The sequence below is a fragment of the Alloalcanivorax marinus genome (assembly GCF_016785095.1).
In the GTDB taxonomy this organism is placed as follows: domain Bacteria; phylum Pseudomonadota; class Gammaproteobacteria; order Pseudomonadales; family Alcanivoracaceae; genus Alloalcanivorax; species Alloalcanivorax marinus_A.
In genome coordinates this window covers 169,349-187,539 of the sequence record NZ_JAEKJB010000010.1, presented here as the reverse complement: position 1 = coordinate 187,539, position 18,191 = coordinate 169,349, and the positions used below count along the sequence as shown (strand labels likewise).

Below are 18,191 nucleotides of genomic sequence, written 5' to 3'. Positions count from 1 at the left end.
ACTTTGGACTTTCAACTCCCGCTTCGCCCGGTTCTAATGAGGCCCTTATCTCAAGCCAATCCGGACGGTGATTTATGAGCGATGACGGCAATGGCAAGACCCGCATCAACCGGGTGATCACGCGCAGCGGCGATGATGGGCGCACCGGCCTGGCCGACGGAACCCGGGTGGCCAAGGACCACCCCCGGATTCAGGCCCTGGGCAGTCTGGACGAGCTCAACAGCGCCCTGGGCGTGTTGCGTGCCAAGGGCCTCGACCCGGACCTGGACGGCCTGCTGGAAACCGTGCAGCAACTGATGTTCGATCTGGGCGGTGAACTGGCGGTACCGGGCACCGTGACCCTCACCGAGGAAGACCTGGTGGAGATGGAATCCCAGGCCGATACCCTCAACGCGGAACTGCCACCGCTGCGGGAGTTCGTGCTGCCCGGCGGCCATCCGGCGGCGGCCTGGTGCCACCACTGCCGGACCCTGGCGCGTCACGCCGAGCGCGACTTGGTGACGCTGGCTAACACCGGCGACGATACCGTCAATCCGGAAAGCCGGGCGCTGCTCAACCGCCTCGGTGACCTGCTGTTCGTGATGGCCCGGCTGATCAACCAGCGTACCGGCACCCCGGAACCGCAGTGGGTGCAACGCCGGGACCGCTAAGGCGGAGCACGGGGGGGCCGCCCGGTGCTCCTACTGGGGAGAGGGGTGGCGTTGGCGAACGGCGGCGACGATTTCCCGGTGGGCCGGCAACTCCAGGCCCAGCCGGTCCGCTTCCCGCAGCAGCCAGCCGTTGATTGCCTCGATTTCGGTGATCGCGCCGCGCTGCATATCCGCGCGCATGGAAGAGGTATTGCCGGCGGTGGCCCGCGCCACCGCCATCACCTGGGCCCGGGAGTCGCCGGGCCAGGCCGGGTCCAGGGCGCGTAGCAGGGTGTCCGCCTCGTCCGCCAGCCGCGCCGCCCGGGCCGTCAGGTCCGGGGCCTCCAGCAGCTGCCCGTTGGGCACGTCGTACAGCCCTGTGAGCGGATTGATCACCGCGTTGGCCACCAGCTTGCGCCATTGCCGGGGGCGGATCGGCGACGTCCACTCAAGGCCCGGCCAGGCCGCCGCCAGGCGCGGAAACCAGTCTGGAGCCGGCCCGACCCCGGCGCGCCCCATCCAGGTCTCGTTCTCCGCCACCAGCCGGTGTTCCGGATGCTGGCCCTTCACCGCCGAGGTGGTGACCACCTCGATCAGATCAGCGCCCTCGGGGAGCAGACCATCCAGGCTGCCGAGGCCATTCTGCAAGCGCAGCACGGTGGCGTCCGGGGCCAGTGGCAGCCCGTCCAGCGCGGCGGCGGACCAGGGCGCCTTGCAGGCCACGACCAGGCGCCGGATCGGCGCCGCCGGCATCGCCACCGGCAGGCTCAGCGCGCGCGCGGGCCGGCCGTCCTCGAAGCTCAGGGTCTTGTCCAGGGTGGCGCCGGCATGGCGGCGCAACACCATCACAGGCAGGCCGGCGGCCAGTAAATAGCCGGCGGCCAGGGTGCCCATGTTGCCGGCGCCGGCCAGATACCAGATAGGGGAGTCGGGCGTGGTCATCGGGCCATACTAGGGCCTGTTCCGCCGCTTTGCATTACCTTCTCCGGCGGCGAACTCCGGTTGTGCCGCGTCCCTGAAACCGGGACCATGTGCGTTTTCCGGTCGTAACGGGACGGAGCCCCGATGCCCGATCTGCTTGATACCCTGCGCACCGCCTGGCGGCTTTACAGCCATCCCAGGGTGCTGGTGATGTTGTTCCTGGGTTTTTCCGCCGGGCTGCCCTACCTGCTGGTGTTTTCCACCCTGTCCGCCTGGCTCGCCGACGCCGACGTGGACCGGGCCGCCATCGGCTACTTCAGCTGGGTGGGCATTATGTTTTCCATCAAGGTGTTCTGGGCGCCGGTGGTGGATCGCCTCAAGCTGCCCCTGCTGGGGCGGGCCCTGGGCCAGCGGCGTAGCTGGTTGCTGCTCGCCCAGATCGGCATCGGCCTGTCCCTGGCGGCCATGGCGCTGGTGGAGCCGGTGGGGCACCTGGAGCGCTTCGCGCAACTGGCGCTGCTGGTGGCGTTCTGCTCCGCCACCCAGGACATCTGCATCGATGCCTACCGCATCGATTCCGCCGACGATTCCTTCCAGGGCGCCATGGCGGCCACCTACATCCTCGGCTACCGGGTGGCGATGCTGGTGGCCGGCGCCGGCGCCTTCTACATCGCCAGCTACGACTCCTGGAACGGCGCCTACCACGTGATGGCCTGGCTGATGGCGGTGGGCATCGTCACCACCCTGATTATCCGCGAGCCGGACACGCCGCCCCGGCAGAGCTTCGGCCGGCACCCGGCGCAGTGGCTGGAAACCGCCCTGATCGCCCCGTTCCGGGATTTCTTCGGCCGCTACGGCGCCCTGGCCCTGGGGCTGCTGGCGCTGGTGGCGATCTATCGGATCAGCGACATCACCATGGGGGTGATGGCCAATCCCTTCTATCTGGACATCGGCTACACCAAGAACGAGATCGCCACGGTGGCCAAGTTCTTCGGCTTCTTCATGACCATCCTGGGTTCCGCCGTGGGTGGCCTGGCGGTGCTGCGCTGGGGGCTGGGGCGTTCGATGCTGATGGGCGCGGTGGGCGTGGCGCTCACCAACGTGCTGTTCGCGGTGATGGCCACCTATTCACCGGTGACACCGTTGCCGGTCACCGAGGTGCCAGTGGAGCAGGTGCGTTGGCTGGCCCTGGCCTGGCTGGCGGCGGTGATCAGCGCCGACAATCTGTTCGGCGGCTTCGCCAACGTGGCCCTGATCGCCTTCATGTCCAGCCTCACCAACCGCAACTTCAGTGCCACCCAGTTCGCCCTGTTCAGTTCGCTGATGACCCTGCCGGGCAAGTTCATCGGCGGCTTTTCCGGCGAGGTGGTGAAGGCCGCCGGTTACCCGACCTTCTTCAACTACGCGGCCCTGCTGGGCGTGCCGGCGATATTGCTGACCCTGTGGTGGATGCGGCGGGGGCGGACCAGGGTCGCGGCTGCAGGGAATCGCGACTGAAGTCGCTCCTACGGCGGTGGCAGGATGGGGTAGGAGCGGTCGGGCGGCGATCCGCTTCAGCCGCGAAATGGTGGAGGCGGCGTTCGCCACCGTCAGCTCCGGCGATCCTCACCGGGCGCCCAGAAGCAGCGCTTCGGCACCCGGTTACCGACCACCGCCACCCCTTCCTCGGCGAGCCGGCGCAGTTGGACCTCGCCGCTGGGCGTGCCCGCCAGGGGCAACCCGCCGTCGCCGCGAATCACCCGGTGCCAGGGCAGGACGGTGCCCTTCGGCAGCTGGCTCATCAAGCGCCCCACGAAGCGGGCGTGGCGGGGCCAGCCCGCCTGCCGCGCCACCTGGCCGTAGCTGGCCACCGTGCCGGCCGGGATGGCGGCCACGATCTGGTAGACCGCGTCGCGGAATTCCTGGTTCATCTCCGCCTCTCCCGTAGGAGCGGTGGAACCACCGCTCCTACCTCAATCCGCCGTCGGTCTCGATCACCCGACCGGTGAAGTAGTCGTTCTCGAAGATGAAACGCACTGACAAGGCGATGTGCTCCGGCTCGCCGAGGCGCTTGAGCGGTACGCCGGCCACCAGCCGGTCACGGGCCTCCGGTTTCATGGCGGCGATCATGTCGGTGTTGATGGTGCCCGGCGCCACCACCCCGGTGCGGATGTTGTAGCGGGCCAGTTCCCGGGCCCACACCTCGGCCATGGCCACCACGCCGGCCTTGGCGGCGGCGTAGTTGGTCTGCCCGAAGCTGCCATGGCGGGCAATGGATGAGATATTGACGATCACGCCCTCGTCGACGCCGGCTTCGAGCATGCAGCGGGCCGCCTCGCGGCCACACAGGAACACGCCGGTCAGGTTCACGTCGATCACCGCCTGCCATTGCTGCAGACTCATGGTGGATTGCAGCTCGCCGTCCTTGTATTTGATCAGCAGGCCATCGCGGGTGATGCCGGCGTTGTTGACCAGGCCGTGCACGGCGCCGAAATCCGCCACCACCTCGTCGAACAGGGCGGTTACCTCTTCTTCCCGGGCCACGTTGGCGAGGTAGCTCTTGGCGTCGCCGCCGGCGCCCTCGCAGCGCGCCACGGTGTCGCGCAGGTCGTCCTCATTGAGGTCCACGCAGGCGATACGCGCGCCCTGGCCGGCCAGATTCTCGGCGATGGCGCGGCCCAGGCCGCGACCGGCACCGGTGACCACCACTACTTTGTCGTTGAGATCCATGGGTCGCTCCTTGTCGAGGAAAACCCGGAGTATGCCCATCGAACCGGGCCGGGCCAATGACGCAACGGTCCCTTGAAACCCGCCTTCACGTCCCCATCTCGCTGAACACGGTGCCGGAGCGGCATTTCCCGCCCGCGCCTATTGACTGAAAAGTCGCGGTAACTATGATTAGCACTCAAACCGTGAGAGTGCTAATCCGGTTCTCGGGTGACCCCGCTAACCTTTGATTACGACCTTGGAGAATGGAGACCATGAAAATCCGTCCTTTGCATGATCGCGTGCTGGTGCGCCGCGAGGAGGAAGAAACCAAGACCGCCGGCGGTATCGTGCTGCCGGGTTCCGCCGCCGAGAAGCCGTCCCGTGGCGAAGTGATCGCCGCCGGCAACGGCAAGATCCAGGACAGCGGCGAAGTGCGCCCCCTGGACGTGAAGGTGGGCGACAAGGTGATCTTCGGTCAGTACTCCGGCAACACCGTGAAGGTGGATGGCGAAGAGCTGTTGATCATGAGCGAAGCCGAGATTCTGGCCGTCATCGAAGGCTGATCGACCGCCAAGGCGAGGCCGCCGGACCGTCCGGTCGTGCCAGTGCCGATTGGTGCCGGTAATAACGAATTTGCAGAGGTAAGACACAATGGCGAAAGAAGTATTGTTCCGTGACTCCGCCCGTCAGCGCATGGCCAAGGGCGTGAACACCCTGGCCGACGCGGTCAAGGTAACCCTGGGCCCGAAAGGCCGCAACGTGGTGCTGGAGAAATCCTTCGGCGCGCCCACCATCACCAAGGACGGCGTGTCCGTGGCCAAGGAAATCGAGCTGGAAGACAAGTTCGAGAACATGGGCGCCCAGCTGGTGAAGGAAGTGGCTTCCAAGGCCAACGACGAAGCCGGTGACGGCACCACCACCGCCACCGTGCTGGCCCAGTCCATCGTCAACGAAGGCCTGAAGGCGGTCGCCGCCGGCATGAACCCGATGGACCTCAAGCGCGGCATCGACAAAGCCACCGACGCCGTGGTCGAGCAGCTCAAGTCCCTGTCCACCCCGTGCGACAACACCAAGAGCATTGAGCAGGTGGGCACCATCTCCGCCAACTCCGACAAGTCCGTGGGTGAAATCATCGCTCAGGCCATGGAGAAAGTGGGGCAGGAAGGTGTTATCACCGTCGAGGAAGGCCAGTCCCTGGTCAACGAACTGGAAGTCGTGGAAGGCATGCAGTTCGACCGTGGCTACCTGAGCCCGTACTTCATCAACAACCAGGAAAAGATGCAGGTCGAGCTGGAAGACCCCTACATCCTGCTGGTTGACAAGAAAATCTCCAACATCCGCGAGCTGCTGCCGGTACTGGAGAACGTGGCCAAGGCCGGTCGTCCGCTGATGATCATCGCCGAGGACATCGAAGGCGAAGCGCTGGCCACCCTGGTGGTCAACAACATGCGCGGCATCATCAAGTGCGCCGCCGTGAAAGCACCGGGCTTCGGCGACCGCCGTAAAGCCATGCTGCAGGACATCGCCATCCTTACCGGCGGTACCGTGATTTCCGAGGAAGTGGGCCTGAGCCTGGAAAACGTGTCCCTGGAAGACCTGGGTTCCGCCAAGAAGGTCAACATCGACAAGGAAAACACCACCGTGGTGGGTGGCAAGGGCGAGCAGGGCGACATCGACGCCCGCGTCGAGCAGATCCGCAAGGAAATCGACAACTCCTCTTCCGACTACGACCGCGAGAAGCTGCAAGAGCGCGTGGCCAAGCTGGCCGGCGGCGTGGCCGTGATCAAGATCGGTGCCGCCACCGAAGTGGAAATGAAAGAGAAGAAAGCCCGCGTCGACGACGCCCTGCACGCGACCCGTGCGGCCGTTGAAGAAGGCGTGGTGCCTGGCGGTGGCGTGGCCCTGGTACGTGCCCTGACCAGCATCGGTGACCTGAAAGGCGACAACGAAGAGCAGAACGCCGGCATCGCGCTGGTGATCCGCGCCCTCGAGTCCCCGCTGCGCCAGATCGTCCACAACGCCGGCGGCGAGCCGTCCGTGGTGGTACAGGAAGTGCGTAACGGTTCCGGCAACTACGGCTACAACGCCGCCAGCGGCGAGTACGGTGACATGCTGGAAATGGGTATCCTGGACCCCGCCAAGGTAACCCGCTCCGCGCTGCAGGCAGCGGCGTCCATCGCCGGCCTGATGATCACCACCGAAGCCATGGTGGCCGACAAGCCGGAAGAAAACGCCGGCGCCGGTGCCCCGGACATGGGTGGCATGGGCGGTATGGGTGGCATGGGCGGCATGATGTAAGCCTCCCGGTCATACCGACCCCCTATAAAAAACCCCGCTTCGGCGGGGTTTTTTTATGTTTGCTTGTCCTTGAGCGGGAAGCGAAGGCCGGACCCAGACCCTACATCAACTTCATCAGCGGCAGCGCCAGCAGGGTGATCAGCACCACGCCGACCAGATTGAGCACCAGGCCGGCGCGGATCATCGACTGGATGCGCATGTGGCCGGCGGCGAACACGATGGCGTTAGGTGGCGTGGCCACGGGCATCATGAAGGCGCAGCTGGCGGCCACCGCCGCCGGGATGGTGGTGAGCAGCGGAGAGATGTCCTGGGACACCGCCAGCGCGCCCAGCAAGGGCAGGAAGGCGGCGGCGGTGGCGGTGTTGGAGGTGACCTCGGTAAGGAACAGGATCACCAGTACCACCAGACCCACGATCATCAGGATCGGGAAGCCATGCAGCACCTGCAACTGCTCGGCGATCCATTTCGCCAGCCCGGAATCGGAGATCGCCGCCGCCAGGGACAGGCCGCCGCCGAACAGCAGCAGCACGCCCCAGGGCAGGTCCCGGGCGCTGTCCCAGGTAAGCAGCCGTTCCCCCCGCATACGACCGCTGGGCGCCAGAAACATGATCAGACCGGCGGCGATGGCGATGCCGGTGTCGCTGAGCCAGGTAAGGCCCAGGTGGCTGCTCAGGAAAGGCCGGCCGATCCAGGCCACGGCGGCCAGCACGAAGATCGCCGCCACCCGCTTCTCGGCGCTGTCGATGGGGCCCATCCTGGTCAGCTCTTCGTTGATCAGGGTGGCACTGTCACCGCCGGTGCCGAGCTTGAAGCCGCCCCGGGTCAGCCACCACCAGGCCACCAGCATCATGGAAATGCTGATCGGCACGCCCACGATCATCCACTGAGCGAAGCCCAGATCGATACCCTGGTTGTCATGCAGATAGCCGGCCAGCAGGGAGTTCGGCGGGGTGCCGATAAGGGTGGCCACGCCACCGATGCTGGCGGAGTAGGCGATGGCCAGCAGCAGGGCGGTGGCGTAGCGGTTCACCTCGCGACGGTCGCCGCCGCCGTCGTCCAGCAGGCTGATCACGGACATGCCGATGGGCAGCATCATGATCGCGGTGGCGGTGTTGGAGACCCACATGCTGAGGAAGCCGGTGGCGATCATGAAGCCGCCGATCTGGCGGCGTGGTTGCGGCCCCACCAGCCGCAGCACGTGCAACGCCAGCCGCCGGTGCAGGTGCCAGTGCTGCATCGCCAGGCCGAGCAGGAAGCCGCCAAAGAACAGAAACACCACCGGATTGGCATAGGCGCTGGCGGTGCGGGACATGTCGGTGATCCCCAGGGCCGGCGACAGGGCCAGCGGCAGCAAGGCGGTGGCTGGAATCGGCAACGCCTCGGTGGCCCACCAGGTGGCCATCAGCAAGGCCAGACCCACGCAGGCCCAGGCCGGGTCCGGCATGCCCGCCGGCGGTGGTGCCACCAGGGTGATGATCAGCCACAGGGGACCGAGCCACAGGCCGATCACGGCGGCGCGCCCGGGTTGGGTAATGGGGGAAGAAGACGGAGAGGACATGGCGTCTCGGTGATTGCTGATTGAAGTGCGTGGATGGCGCGGGGGGCACCGGGAAGCGGGTTAGTTTAACCAAGGCGGGGCCTGGGCGCAGTGGGCAATTCCGGCCGGCCGGCGTATGCTGCGCCCATGACCGCCCGCGACCCCAAGCTGTTTGTCCATGCCGCTGCCTTCTCCGCTCTGGTTCTGATCCTGGGCGTGGCGCATCCGTGGGTCAATTCGACGTTGCGCTATGACCGGGTAGCCCTTGAGGCGGGTCAAATCTGGCGGCTGTTCAGCGCCCATCTGGTGCATCTGAATCACTGGCACACGCTGATGAACCTGGCCGGGCTGGGGCTGATCCTGTGGTTCTTCCGGGACCTGCTGGACCGCCGCCGGTTCTGGTTGTGGTTTCTGGTCAGCGCGCCCCTGGTGAGCCTGGCCATGTTCCTGATTGATCGGGACCTGGACTGGTACGTGGGCCTCTCCGGCCTGTTGCAGGGGCTGCTGGTGTACTGCCTGCTGATCGGCTGGCGCGGTAACCCGGTGCTGCATTCCCTGGTGCTGGCGCTGGTGGCGGGGCGTCTGATCTGGGAGCAGACCCCGGGCTACGATCTGGATTATCTGCGTGCCTGGATTCACGGTCGGGTTTATGTGAACGCACACCTGTATGGTGCGCTGAGCGGCGCCTTGCTGGCCGCCGTTCAGGGGCTGACGGCCCGCTTTGCGCGTCCCGCGATACAGCCGCCGGCGTGAATTTGCTAAGCTGCGTCTCATCCGTTTTTTCACCGAGCCGACCATGAACGAAGCGCAACGCCAAAGCTATCTGCGGGCCCTGGGGCTGACACCCTGGGTGGCGCGGGTGCCCCTGCCCGGCGCGGCGCCCAGTGAGACGCTGGACTGGGAGGCGGAAAGCGACGGCCAGCCCACGCCCATGGCCGACGCGGTACCCGCCTCCGTGGTGCCGCGCCCGGTACGGTTGCCCCAGGCCCCGGCGGAGGAAGAGCCTTCAGCGCTCTTAGATCAGCCTTCAGCGCGCTTGGATCAGCCTTCAGCGCGCTTGGACGAGCCTTCAGCGCACTTGCAAGAGCCTTCAGCGCTCGACAAGCCTTCCGCGCCAGTTAAAGAGCCGCCCCGGACCCGGGAGAACACGCGCGCGCCCGAGACCCGCAACGCCTTCGCGGAGGAGGGCGGCCGCGCGGGCATCCTGGTGTTCACCCTGGAGGCGCACCTGGCCGGCGACACCTGGGTGGTGTTCCAGCAGGAAGACCCGAGCGCGCCGGAGTTGGGCCGCCATACCGGTTCCCTGGCCGGCGCCTTGCTGGCGGTGTTCGGAGCGGGCCGGGAGCGGCCCCGTCGTTTCTACTGCCCGCTGGCCGGCCAGCCCACCGCCGCCGGCGAGGCGGTCCAGGCATTGGGGGCTTTTCTCGCCGGCCTGGCCGGTCGTCAGGGTGGTAAGCGGGTGCTGATGTGCCTCGACGAGGCACTTGCCGGCGCCCTGTTCGAGCAACCGCGCTATCAACCGTTCCGGTTCGGCGAACTGCCGGCCCTGGTGGTGAGCAGCCTGGAAGAGATGCTTGCCGAGCCGGTGCGTCACAAGCGCGATAGCTGGCGGGCCATGGTGGCCGAGGGGTTTGGCGGTCGTTGATGATGGGCACGGCGGGCAAGCCCCGGGCGACCGGCCCGGCCGGCGCGCGGTTGCGCGCTCTCACCAGCGCTGATCTGGAGCGGGTGCAGGCCATTGAAGAGGCCAGCCAGGTCACGCCCTGGAGCAGCGGCAACTTCCGCGATTGCCTGCGCAGCGGCTATCGCTGCCAGGTGGCCACCGTGGAGGGAATGCCGGTGGCCTTCATGATTCTTTCCAGCGTGCTCGATGAATGCCATCTGCTTAACATCGCCGTGGCTCCGGCCTGGCAGCGCCGTGGGCTGGCCCGCTGGATGCTGGGTCGGGCCTTGGCGGAGGCGGAGGCCGAGGACATGGCGGTGATGTTTCTGGAGGTGCGCGCCGGCAATGTCGGCGCTCAGTGTCTCTACCGGGCGCTGGGGTTCGAGGAGACCGGCCGCCGCAAGGGCTATTACCGTACCCGGGGCGAGGGCCGGGAGGACGCGGTGCTGATGATGGCCGAGATCGCCGGCAGCCATAAGTAGGGTCGAACCCTCCAGCCGGGTCGCGACGAGACGCTCCGAGGTGGTGTCACGTGCGGCTACGAGTGTGGCAATGCTGGTTGGATATTGCTGTAGGAGCGACTTCAGTCGCGATCATGGGCCGTGCCGCCGGCATCGCGACTGAAGTCGCTCCTACGGGGACGTGGCGGGCGCCGCTACCGCTACGGGCGTGGGATGCGCCAGCCGTCCTCGGTGCGTTGCAGGTCCAGGCGGCGCTCCTGGTTGAACGTGTCGCCCTGCTCGAAATCGCCGAATTCCACCCGCACCGCCGCCAGGGCCATGACCATGGCGAAGCGGTCCATGGCGTCACGCTCCTCGTCATTCTTGACCGTCCGGCTGTACTCGGACAGCCCCTGGCGCGCTTCCATGGTGTAGCGTACATCCAGGGTGATCTGGTCGTCGCCTTCCTGGGGGTAGGCCTGGAGAATCTCCACCTCGGTGACGGTGAACAGCTCAGCCAGATGAGCCTGCTTCAGCTCCTGCTCCAGGGCATCACGGATGACATCGTCGTCTGGGGTATTACTGCAGGCGGCGAGCAGGGCGAACACGGCCAGCAAGGGGGCAATAAAAAGCGCGCGCATGGGGCATCCTTGTTATCGATTATGGGACTCCGGTCGCGCGCTACTGTAGCACGGGTGTTCACTTGTCGTCCGTTATTCGGGAAACACCCTTATTCGGGAACCATGGCCTGCTGCACCTGGCGGGCCCAGGCCACGCTGTGGCGGTAAGCCACTTCGTAGTAGCGGCGGTCGTCGAGCAGGCGCAGAGCGTCGAAGCGGCCCGCCTGGTAAGCCTCCACTTCGGTGAGGATCTCGCCGGGGCCGCCGGCGCGGTTGAGCAGGGCGGTCTTTACCTCCTGGCTGAGCGGTACCTGCTCCATCAGTTCCGGCATGCCGATGTCGAGCAGGGCATCAAGCTGTGAAAGCAGGCCGACGATGAAGTGGTCCACCGGATTGTCACGTTCGCACAACTCCGCGAGCGCTTCGCACATGCGGCCACGCACCAGCATGTCCCGGGTCAGGGCCTCCGGTTTGTCCGGCGCGCCCTCCACCAGGAACAGGTTGGCCCAGCGGCGGATTTCGTTGAGGCCGAGCAGGGCGATGGCGTGGGAAATGGAATTCACTTCCCGGCGCAGCCCGGTGGCCGCGGAGTTCACCGTGCGCAGAATACGCCAGGTCAACTGGGCATCCTTGATGGCGATTTCCTCCAGCCGCGCCGGGGACGCGTCCGGGCTGTGCAGTTCCGATAGAAGCTGCAGTAACAGCAGCTTGTTGCCGGCGATTTTCTTGCCCCTGACCGGTTCCGGTTCACGCAGGAAGTCGCCCTGGAAGTAGTCGAAGCCCAGTTCCACGCATTGGCGGAAGGCGATGCGGTCGTCCAGGTAATCGGCCAGCATTTCCACGCCGTGGCGGCGCAGCCGCTGAGTGGCGCGCCGTACGCCGTCGTGGTCCAGATGGCGGGTGTTGACCTTGGCGATGTGCACCACCTCCAGCAGCACGTCCAGTTCGTCATCATCCGGATCATAGTCCGCCAGCGCCAGGCGGTAGCCGCGCCGGGCCAGACCGCGCAACCGCTCCACCAGGTCGGAGGTAAGCAGCAGGTCGCCGGGGATTTCCAGGATGTACTGCTTTTTGGGTAACGCGGTGAGCTGGGGCGCGAGCAGAACTTCCTCGCTAACGCGCAGAAAGCTGGGCACCGCTTCCACCCGGCCATTCTGAAACAGCGAGGCGTAGGTGCCGAGGATCACCGGCGAGGAGTGCTCCAGGTCGGACAGCGAGGCACCCTGGTCGCCTCCCTCCTGATCCAGCAACAACTGGATGGCGGCCACGTCCTGGCCGCGGTTGAACACCGGCCGGCAGGCCAGCAAGACATCGATTTTTTCGTCCTCGTCGAGCATGTCCTGGGTTTTCACGGATTGGTGTTCCTGTGATGGTGTGGCTTGTCGTGGTGATGGAAGGGGGTCAGGCGTGCTGGTCGACCCGCCCGCCGCCGGTCCGCGCCTGGCCGTCCGGTCCGTACAGGCCGCGCCCGGCCCATTCCCGCAGGCCGTTGAGCAGGCGTTGATTGCTTTCCATGCGCACGCCGATCAGCACGCCGTTGGTGCGGTTGAGGTCGGCGGCACGGTGCGCGGTGGTCAGGATGGCGGCCCACAGGTCGGCGCAGCCGGCCTGGCGGGCGGCGCGACGGTCGCCTTCGTGATCGTCGCGGTAACCGAGGCGGCGCTGAACCTCCCGGCGGCGCTGCTCGAACTCATTCAGCGCCGTCAGGCAAGCCTGTTTGCGTTCCGCCAGGCGGCCCAGTTCCGCGCCATCCACCGGCCCCGCCGCCAGGTGAGCGCGTTCCTGTTCCAGCAGGGTCACCAATTCGTCCAGGCGCTCACGGTGGCGCCGCAGGTGGACCGCCAGGCTCATGTCAGTGATCCTCGCCGAGCAGGTCCCGGACACTTTGAATCAGACCGTCGGCGATGCGGTCGGCGCGGATTTCCAGGCGCCCTTCGGCGATCGCCTGGCGCACTTCTTCCACCCGGGCCCGATCGATGTCCTGGCCGTCACCGGCGGGCGCGCGCAGGTGCGCCACCTCGCCGGCCTCGGTGGCGTCGGGGCGCTGGCCGTCGCTGCCGACCCGCTCGCCGGCCTTGCCCTGATTCACCGTGGTCGACGGATACAGGTGGGAAATGTTGTCGATTTTCAAGGGAAACCCTCCATCACGCTGTCATCCCGGACTATCGGCGTGGCCGGTGGGAACTTTAGTCCCAATCCGTGATGACGGTCCCATTTTCAATAGTCCACCCGCGCTTCGCCGGGCCCGGTGACCCGCGCCGTCACCACTTCCCGGTTGGGCAGGCGCACTCTTACCGGATCGCCCAGGCCGGCTTCGTCCAGGGCGCGGCCCTCCCGGCTGATGCGAAAGCCCTCGCCGCCGGCCACCAGGTTCACGGTCTGGCGCCGCGCCACCAGGGGCGGGCGACGGATCTGATGGGCCCTTGGCACCTGGCCGGCGGCGAGGGTCCGCCGTGCCTCCCGGCCCAGCAGGGCCTCCTTGCTCAGCACCGCCTGGTCGGGCAGGGCCGCCAGGTCGCCGTGGCGGCGCTCCAGGGCGCCGTCGTCAATCACCGTGCCGGCTTCCAGGCGGCGGGCGGTCACCCAGTAATCGCCGATCACCGACACCCTGGCGCGCCGGTACCGCACCATGGCGCCGAGGTCATCGCAATGGATGCCCACCGTCACCCGGCCCGCCAGCGGCTGGTCCCGGCCTGGCATGAACGGGCGCGGAGATGGGCAGGGCGGCAGCTCGGCGGTGGCCGGGGCCACCGTCACCGACACCTGGCCATCAAGGCCGGCGGCGCGTTGCGCCAGAAAGGCGCGCACCCGCGCCGCCAGGAGGTCGTCCGCCGCCATGCTGGCGGTCGGTGCCAGCAGCAGCCCGGTCAGTAGCAGGGCGGACCGCCGCCGGCGTTGAAGGAATCGGGCGATCATCACCGGTGGCGCTCCCATCGTGTATCCATTCCGCCATTCTAGAGCGCCGTCAGCGTGGCGAAGAATCGAAATGGGGCCGAAACCGTGCCCTGTTCGCGCCTTTGTTGTTTCCGGCTCCTGGTTAGTCTGCCATCGACCGTATTTTCTTGGAGTTTCGGCATGATCGACCGGCTCGCCGCCGCCCTGAATTATGACCAGGAGGCGCTTGGACTGCGCCACCAACGGCAACAGGTGCTGGCCAATAACATCGCCAACGCGGATACCCCCAACTTCAAGGCCCGCGATTTCGACTTCGGTCGGGAGCTGTCCCGGGCCATGGATAACGGTGGCGGCGAGGGTGGTCTGGCGCTGCGCACTACCGCGGCCGGTCACATCCCGGCCCGGGGCCGCGCCAGCGCCGTGGGTGATTTGCTGTACCGGGTGCCGGCTCAGCCCAGCCTGGACGGCAACACCGTGGACATGGATGTGGAGCGGGTCCGGTTCGCCGACAACGCGGTGCGCTACCAGGCCGCGCTCAGCCTGCTCAACGGTCGTATCCAGGGTCTTAAATCCGCCATGCAGTCTGAATAGAGGCAGCCCGAATAGAGGTGCGAGGAGATTCCATGTCCATGTTTTCGATTTTCGATATTTCCGGCTCGGCCATGGCGGCCCAGTCGCAGCGCATGAACGTCACCGCCAGCAATCTGGCCAATGCCGACAGCGTGGCCGGCCCGAACGGTGAAGCCTACCGTGCCAAGCAGGTTCTGTTCGAAGCGCGCGGTCAGGACGGCGGCATCGGTGGCGTGGCGGTGCGCGGGGTGGTGGAGGACGACGCGCCCATGCGTCAGGAATACCAGCCCCACCATCCGCTGGCCGACGACCAGGGTTACGTGACCATGCCCAACGTGGAGCCGGTCCACGAGATGGTCAACATGATCTCGGCGTCACGTTCCTACCAAGCCAATGTGGAAGTCCTCAATACTGGCAAGCAACTGATGATGAAGACACTGACCCTGGGAGAAAACTGATGGCCTCGACCATTGATACCAGCGTCCTGAACGGGATCAACGGCGTCGCGCCCAACGGCGGCGCTGATCAGGCCGCCGATCTGCAGGACAGTTTCATGACGCTGCTGGTTGCTCAGCTCAAGAACCAGGACCCGATGAATCCGATGGAAAACGCCGAGATGACCTCTCAGCTGGCGCAGATCAACACGGTCAGCGGAATCCAGGATCTCAATGCCACCCTGGAATCCATCACCGGGCAGATCGATGCTGGCCAGGCGATCCAGGCCGCCGGTCTGATCGGCAAGGGCGTGCTGGTGCCCGGGCAGCGGGTATTGGTGGGAGAGGACGGCACCACCACGCCGTTTGGCGTGGAGCTCGGCCGTGGCGCCGATGAGGTGACCATCACCATTCGCAATGAGAGCGGCGAAGTCGTGCGTCGCTTCGACAGCTTCCCCATGGAAGCCGGCGTGGAATCGTTCACCTGGAACGGCGAAATGGACAACGGCGAAACCGCGCCCAAGGGCGCCTACACGGTATCCGTGGAAGCCACCGCCGATGGTGACAGCGTCGATGCCACGCAACTCAACTATGCCCTGGTGAACGGCGTCAGCCTGGACCAGGAAGGGGCGCCGCGTCTGGATCTGGGCGGCATTTCCGAACCCGTGGCTCTGGCGGACATCCGCCAGATCCTCTGACCCGCACACTCTCGAGGAGCAAACAAATGGGCTTTTCACAGGCACTCAGTGGTCTTAACTCCGCCGCCATCAACCTGGACGTGGTGGGCAACAATATCGCCAACGCCCAGACCGTGGGCTTCAAGGGCGCCAGCACCCAGTTCGCCGACGTTTATACCGGTGCCATGGCCGGCCAGGGCGTGCGCGTGGCGGCGGTGCTGCAAGATTTCTCCAACGGTACGCTGGAAGCCACCGGCCGTAACCTGGATCTGGGTATTAACGGCGCCGGTTTCTTCCGCTTCCAGCAAGGTGAGGAAATCGTCTATTCCCGCAATGGCCAGCTTAAACTGACCAGCGACGGCTACCTGGTCAACGCCCAGGGCGCGCGGCTAACCGGCTTTCCCGCCGGTGTCGGTACCGGTGGCCAGCCGGAGACCCTGCGCGTGCCCGCCGGCGCCATGCCGGCGGTGGCCACCAGCGCGGTGCAGGCCTCGTTCCAGATGGACGCCACCGCCGACACCATTGACCGGGCCACTACACCCTTCGACGCCGCCGACGGTGACAGCTACTCCTACGCCAACACCGGCACCGCCTACGATTCCCTGGGCGTGCAGCACACCATGACCACCTATTTCACCAAGACCGCCGACAACACCTGGGAAGTACGGGTGGCGTTGGACGGTACCGCCGACCCCGCCAACGTGGGCGAACTGGTGTTCGACGGCAACGGGGTGCTCGACGAGGGGGCCAGCACCTTCCCCACCTACGCCTTCACTCCGGGCGGCGGCGCGGACCCGCTCAACTTCACCATCGACTTCGACGGCACCACCCAGTTCGGTAATGGTTTCGCCATGGATACCCTGACCCAGAACGGCGCCGCCGCCGGCTCCCTGGTGGGCATCACCTTCGATGAGGCGGGCAACATCATCGGTAATTACTCCAACGAAAAATCCCAGGTGCTGGGCACCATAGCGCTGGCCAATTTCCGTAATCCGGAAGGCTTGGAGATGGCCGGCGACAACGCCTGGAAGGAAACCGGCACCTCCGGCCAGCCACTGCTGGGGCTGGCCGGCGAAGGGCAGTTTGGCGGGCTCGAGTCGGGCACCGTGGAGAAGTCCAACGTGGACCTGACCTCGGAACTGGTGGACCTGATCGTCGCGCAACGCAACTACCAGGCCAATACCCAGACCATCAAGGTGCAGGACGAGGTGCTGCAAAGCGCCGTCAACCTGCGCTGATAGGGGGCCGCCACGATGGACCGCATCCTCTACACCGCCATGAGCGGGGCCAAGCAGACCATGGATCGCCAGGCGGTGGTCAGCAACAACCTGGCCAACGTTTCCACCGCCGGCTTCCGGGGGCAGCTGCATGCGATGCGCGCGGTGCCGGTGCAAGGTGACGGCGTGCTGGCCACCCGCGCCTCGGTGGTGGCCAGCACGCCGGGCTCGGATTTTTCCGCCGGGCCGATGAACGCCACCGGCCGCGATCTGGATGTGGCCCTGCAGGGCGATGCCTGGCTGGCGGTGCAGAGCGACGACGGCGGCGAGGCCTACACCCGGCGCGGCGATCTTCAGGTGGACGCCGACGGCGTGCTCAACAGCGCCGGCCGTCCGGTGATTGGCGAAGGCGGCCCGATCATGGTGCCGCTGGGCGCGCGGTTGTCCATGGGCGCCGACGGCACTCTCAGTGCCATCGGTCCCGGGCAGGACCCGGATGCATTGGTCCGCGTCGCTCGGTTGAAGATGGTGAGCGGCGCCGACGCCGGCCTGACCCGGGGCGAGGACGGCCTGTTCCGTCCCGACGACGGAGGCCAACTGGCTTTGGATGAAGAGGCGAGGATGATCTCCGGCGCCCTGGAAGGCAGCAACGTGAGCGCCATCGACGGCATGGTGGCGATGATCGACAACGGTCGTCGCTACGAAATGCAGATGAAGGTGATCGAAAGCGCCGACGAAAACGACCAGCGGGCCAACAGTCTGCTGTCGATCAACTGAGCCCCGTTAACCACGAGGAAATACCATGATCAAATCCCTGTGGACCGCGAAAACCGGCCTTGAATCCCAACAGGTGAAGATGGACGTGATCGCCAACAACCTGGCCAACGTCAGCACCAACGGTTTCAAGAAATCCCGCGCCGTGTTCGAGGACCTGCTGTATCAGAACCTGCGGCAACCCGGCGGCGCCAACGACGTGCAGAACTCGCTGCCTTCGGGCATGCAGGTGGGCTCCGGCGTGCGCCCGGTGGCCACCGAACGCCTGCACAGCCAGGGGGGGCTGGAGAACACCGGCAACTCCCGGGATCTGGCCATCAACGGCAAGGGTTTCTTCCAGGTCCGTTTGCCCGATGGCAACGTGGCTTTCACCCGTGACGGCAGTTTCCAGCTTGACCAGAACGGCCAGATGGTCACCTCCAGCGGTTACCCCCTGGAGCCGGCGGTGATGATCCCGGAGAACGCCCTGCAGGTGACCATCGGCAAGGATGGGCTGGTGTCGGTCACCGAGCCCGGTTCCAGCGAAAGCGTGGAGGTGGGCCAGCTCACCGTGTCCACTTTCGTCAATCCGGCGGGCCTGGAGAGCATTGGCGAGAATCTCTATCTGGAGACCACCAGCTCCGGTCTGCGTACCGAAAGCATGCCCGGCATGAACGGCGCCGGCAGCCTTTACCAGAAGTACGTGGAGACCTCCAACGTCAACGTGGTGGAGGAGATGGTGAACATGATCCAGACCCAGCGCGCCTACGAGATCAACAGCAAGGCGGTGCAGACCTCCGACGAAATGCTGTCCCGGCTGGCGCAGCTGTAACCGATCCCGGGAGAGCC

22 protein-coding genes are annotated in these 18,191 nt (G+C 66.2%); 13 read left to right on the top strand and 9 right to left on the bottom strand.

Annotation, left to right across the window (positions count from 1 at the left end):
- The first annotated feature begins 74 nt into the window (after positions 1-74).
- Positions 75-650 carry a cob(I)yrinic acid a,c-diamide adenosyltransferase gene (locus JF515_RS14540; protein WP_203105181.1) on the top strand — a complete coding sequence of 192 codons (576 nt, stop codon included), beginning with the start codon at positions 75-77 and terminating at the stop codon, positions 648-650.
- A 30-nt stretch (positions 651-680) separates the two neighbouring features.
- Here the strand turns inward: JF515_RS14540 and JF515_RS14535 are convergent, their stop codons facing one another.
- Entirely contained in the window at positions 681-1,571 is an 891-nt protein-coding gene (locus JF515_RS14535; protein WP_203105180.1) for a ketopantoate reductase family protein, read from the bottom strand.
- A 123-nt stretch (positions 1,572-1,694) separates the two neighbouring features.
- Here JF515_RS14535 and JF515_RS14530 point away from each other — a divergent pair, with 123 nt between their 5' ends.
- Positions 1,695-3,047 (top strand): AmpG family muropeptide MFS transporter, encoded by a 1,353-nt coding sequence (locus tag JF515_RS14530; RefSeq protein ID WP_238401087.1) that lies wholly within the window; start codon positions 1,695-1,697, stop codon positions 3,045-3,047.
- A gap of 92 nt (positions 3,048-3,139) precedes the next feature.
- Here JF515_RS14530 and JF515_RS14525 read toward each other — a convergent pair whose 3' ends face one another.
- Together JF515_RS14525 and JF515_RS14520 are read right to left on the bottom strand one after the other, a co-directional pair.
- Entirely contained in the window at positions 3,140-3,460 is a 321-nt protein-coding gene (locus JF515_RS14525) for an MGMT family protein (protein ID WP_203105179.1), read from the bottom strand.
- A 37-nt stretch (positions 3,461-3,497) separates the two neighbouring features.
- Positions 3,498-4,259, bottom strand: coding sequence for an SDR family oxidoreductase (locus tag JF515_RS14520; RefSeq protein WP_203105178.1), 762 nt, complete (start codon positions 4,257-4,259; stop codon positions 3,498-3,500).
- 251 nt (positions 4,260-4,510) lie between these two features.
- Between JF515_RS14520 and JF515_RS14515 the strand changes: the two genes are divergently transcribed.
- Both JF515_RS14515 and groL read left to right on the top strand, forming a co-directional pair.
- Positions 4,511-4,801 (top strand): co-chaperone GroES, encoded by a 291-nt coding sequence (locus tag JF515_RS14515; protein ID WP_138774085.1) that lies wholly within the window; start codon positions 4,511-4,513, stop codon positions 4,799-4,801.
- Between the two features lie 88 nt (positions 4,802-4,889).
- Entirely contained in the window at positions 4,890-6,536 is a 1,647-nt protein-coding gene (gene groL, locus JF515_RS14510; RefSeq protein WP_203105177.1) for a chaperonin GroEL, read from the top strand.
- Positions 6,537-6,636: 100 nt separating this feature from the next.
- On the opposite strand, the gene JF515_RS14505 is transcribed toward groL, so the two are convergent.
- The gene (locus JF515_RS14505) at positions 6,637-8,094 is read right to left on the bottom strand and encodes an SLC13 family permease (RefSeq protein ID WP_203105176.1); all 1,458 of its coding nucleotides are present in this window, start codon (positions 8,092-8,094) and stop codon (positions 6,637-6,639) included.
- 126 nt (positions 8,095-8,220) lie between these two features.
- Here JF515_RS14505 and rrtA point away from each other — a divergent pair, with 126 nt between their 5' ends.
- Genes rrtA through rimI form a run of 3 tightly spaced genes read left to right on the top strand, consistent with a single transcriptional unit; the run spans position 8,221 to position 10,218 of the window.
- On the top strand, positions 8,221-8,826 hold the full coding sequence (rrtA, locus tag JF515_RS14500; RefSeq protein ID WP_203105175.1) for a rhombosortase: 606 nt from the start codon (positions 8,221-8,223) through the stop codon (positions 8,824-8,826).
- A 43-nt stretch (positions 8,827-8,869) separates the two neighbouring features.
- Positions 8,870-9,718: a hypothetical protein gene (locus JF515_RS14495; protein WP_203105174.1), complete on the top strand. Its 849-nt coding sequence runs from the start codon at positions 8,870-8,872 to the stop codon at positions 9,716-9,718.
- Positions 9,718-10,218 carry a ribosomal protein S18-alanine N-acetyltransferase gene (gene rimI, locus JF515_RS14490; RefSeq protein WP_238401086.1) on the top strand — a complete coding sequence of 167 codons (501 nt, stop codon included), beginning with the start codon at positions 9,718-9,720 and terminating at the stop codon, positions 10,216-10,218. The genes JF515_RS14495 and rimI overlap by 1 nt, the downstream gene beginning before the upstream one ends.
- A 179-nt stretch (positions 10,219-10,397) precedes the next feature.
- Here rimI and JF515_RS14485 read toward each other — a convergent pair whose 3' ends face one another.
- The 5 genes from JF515_RS14485 to flgA all read right to left on the bottom strand — a co-directional run bounded on the left by JF515_RS14485 (position 10,398) and on the right by flgA (position 13,712).
- The gene (locus tag JF515_RS14485; protein WP_203105173.1) at positions 10,398-10,817 is read right to left on the bottom strand and encodes a hypothetical protein; all 420 of its coding nucleotides are present in this window, start codon (positions 10,815-10,817) and stop codon (positions 10,398-10,400) included.
- 89 nt (positions 10,818-10,906) lie between these two features.
- Positions 10,907-12,148 carry an EAL and HDOD domain-containing protein gene (locus JF515_RS14480; protein ID WP_338015228.1) on the bottom strand — a complete coding sequence of 414 codons (1,242 nt, stop codon included), beginning with the start codon at positions 12,146-12,148 and terminating at the stop codon, positions 10,907-10,909.
- 49 nt (positions 12,149-12,197) lie between these two features.
- Entirely contained in the window at positions 12,198-12,647 is a 450-nt protein-coding gene (locus JF515_RS14475; RefSeq protein ID WP_203105172.1) for a flagella synthesis protein FlgN, read from the bottom strand.
- Between the two features lies 1 nt (position 12,648).
- Positions 12,649-12,927 carry a flagellar biosynthesis anti-sigma factor FlgM gene (gene flgM / locus JF515_RS14470; protein ID WP_203105171.1) on the bottom strand — a complete coding sequence of 93 codons (279 nt, stop codon included), beginning with the start codon at positions 12,925-12,927 and terminating at the stop codon, positions 12,649-12,651.
- An 86-nt stretch (positions 12,928-13,013) separates the two neighbouring features.
- On the bottom strand, positions 13,014-13,712 hold the full coding sequence (flgA, locus tag JF515_RS14465; RefSeq protein WP_203105170.1) for a flagellar basal body P-ring formation chaperone FlgA: 699 nt from the start codon (positions 13,710-13,712) through the stop codon (positions 13,014-13,016).
- A 159-nt stretch (positions 13,713-13,871) separates the two neighbouring features.
- Between flgA and flgB the strand changes: the two genes are divergently transcribed.
- The 6 genes from flgB to flgG are packed head-to-tail and all read left to right on the top strand — an operon-like array spanning position 13,872 to position 18,174.
- Positions 13,872-14,282: a flagellar basal body rod protein FlgB gene (flgB, locus tag JF515_RS14460; RefSeq protein WP_203105169.1), complete on the top strand. Its 411-nt coding sequence runs from the start codon at positions 13,872-13,874 to the stop codon at positions 14,280-14,282.
- A gap of 32 nt (positions 14,283-14,314) precedes the next feature.
- Positions 14,315-14,719 carry a flagellar basal body rod protein FlgC gene (gene flgC / locus JF515_RS14455; protein WP_203105168.1) on the top strand — a complete coding sequence of 135 codons (405 nt, stop codon included), beginning with the start codon at positions 14,315-14,317 and terminating at the stop codon, positions 14,717-14,719.
- Positions 14,719-15,393, top strand: a complete 675-nt coding sequence (flgD, locus tag JF515_RS14450; RefSeq protein WP_203105167.1) for a flagellar hook assembly protein FlgD — start codon at positions 14,719-14,721, stop codon at positions 15,391-15,393. The genes flgC and flgD overlap by 1 nt, the downstream gene beginning before the upstream one ends.
- A 26-nt stretch (positions 15,394-15,419) precedes the next feature.
- A complete protein-coding gene (flgE, locus tag JF515_RS14445) occupies positions 15,420-16,610 on the top strand; it encodes a flagellar hook protein FlgE (RefSeq protein WP_203105166.1) in 1,191 nt (396 codons plus the stop codon).
- Between the two features lie 15 nt (positions 16,611-16,625).
- Positions 16,626-17,366 (top strand): flagellar basal body rod protein FlgF, encoded by a 741-nt coding sequence (locus JF515_RS14440; protein ID WP_203105165.1) that lies wholly within the window; start codon positions 16,626-16,628, stop codon positions 17,364-17,366.
- A gap of 25 nt (positions 17,367-17,391) precedes the next feature.
- Positions 17,392-18,174 (top strand): flagellar basal-body rod protein FlgG, encoded by a 783-nt coding sequence (gene flgG / locus JF515_RS14435; RefSeq protein WP_203105164.1) that lies wholly within the window; start codon positions 17,392-17,394, stop codon positions 18,172-18,174.
- Positions 18,175-18,191 lie beyond the last annotated feature (17 nt).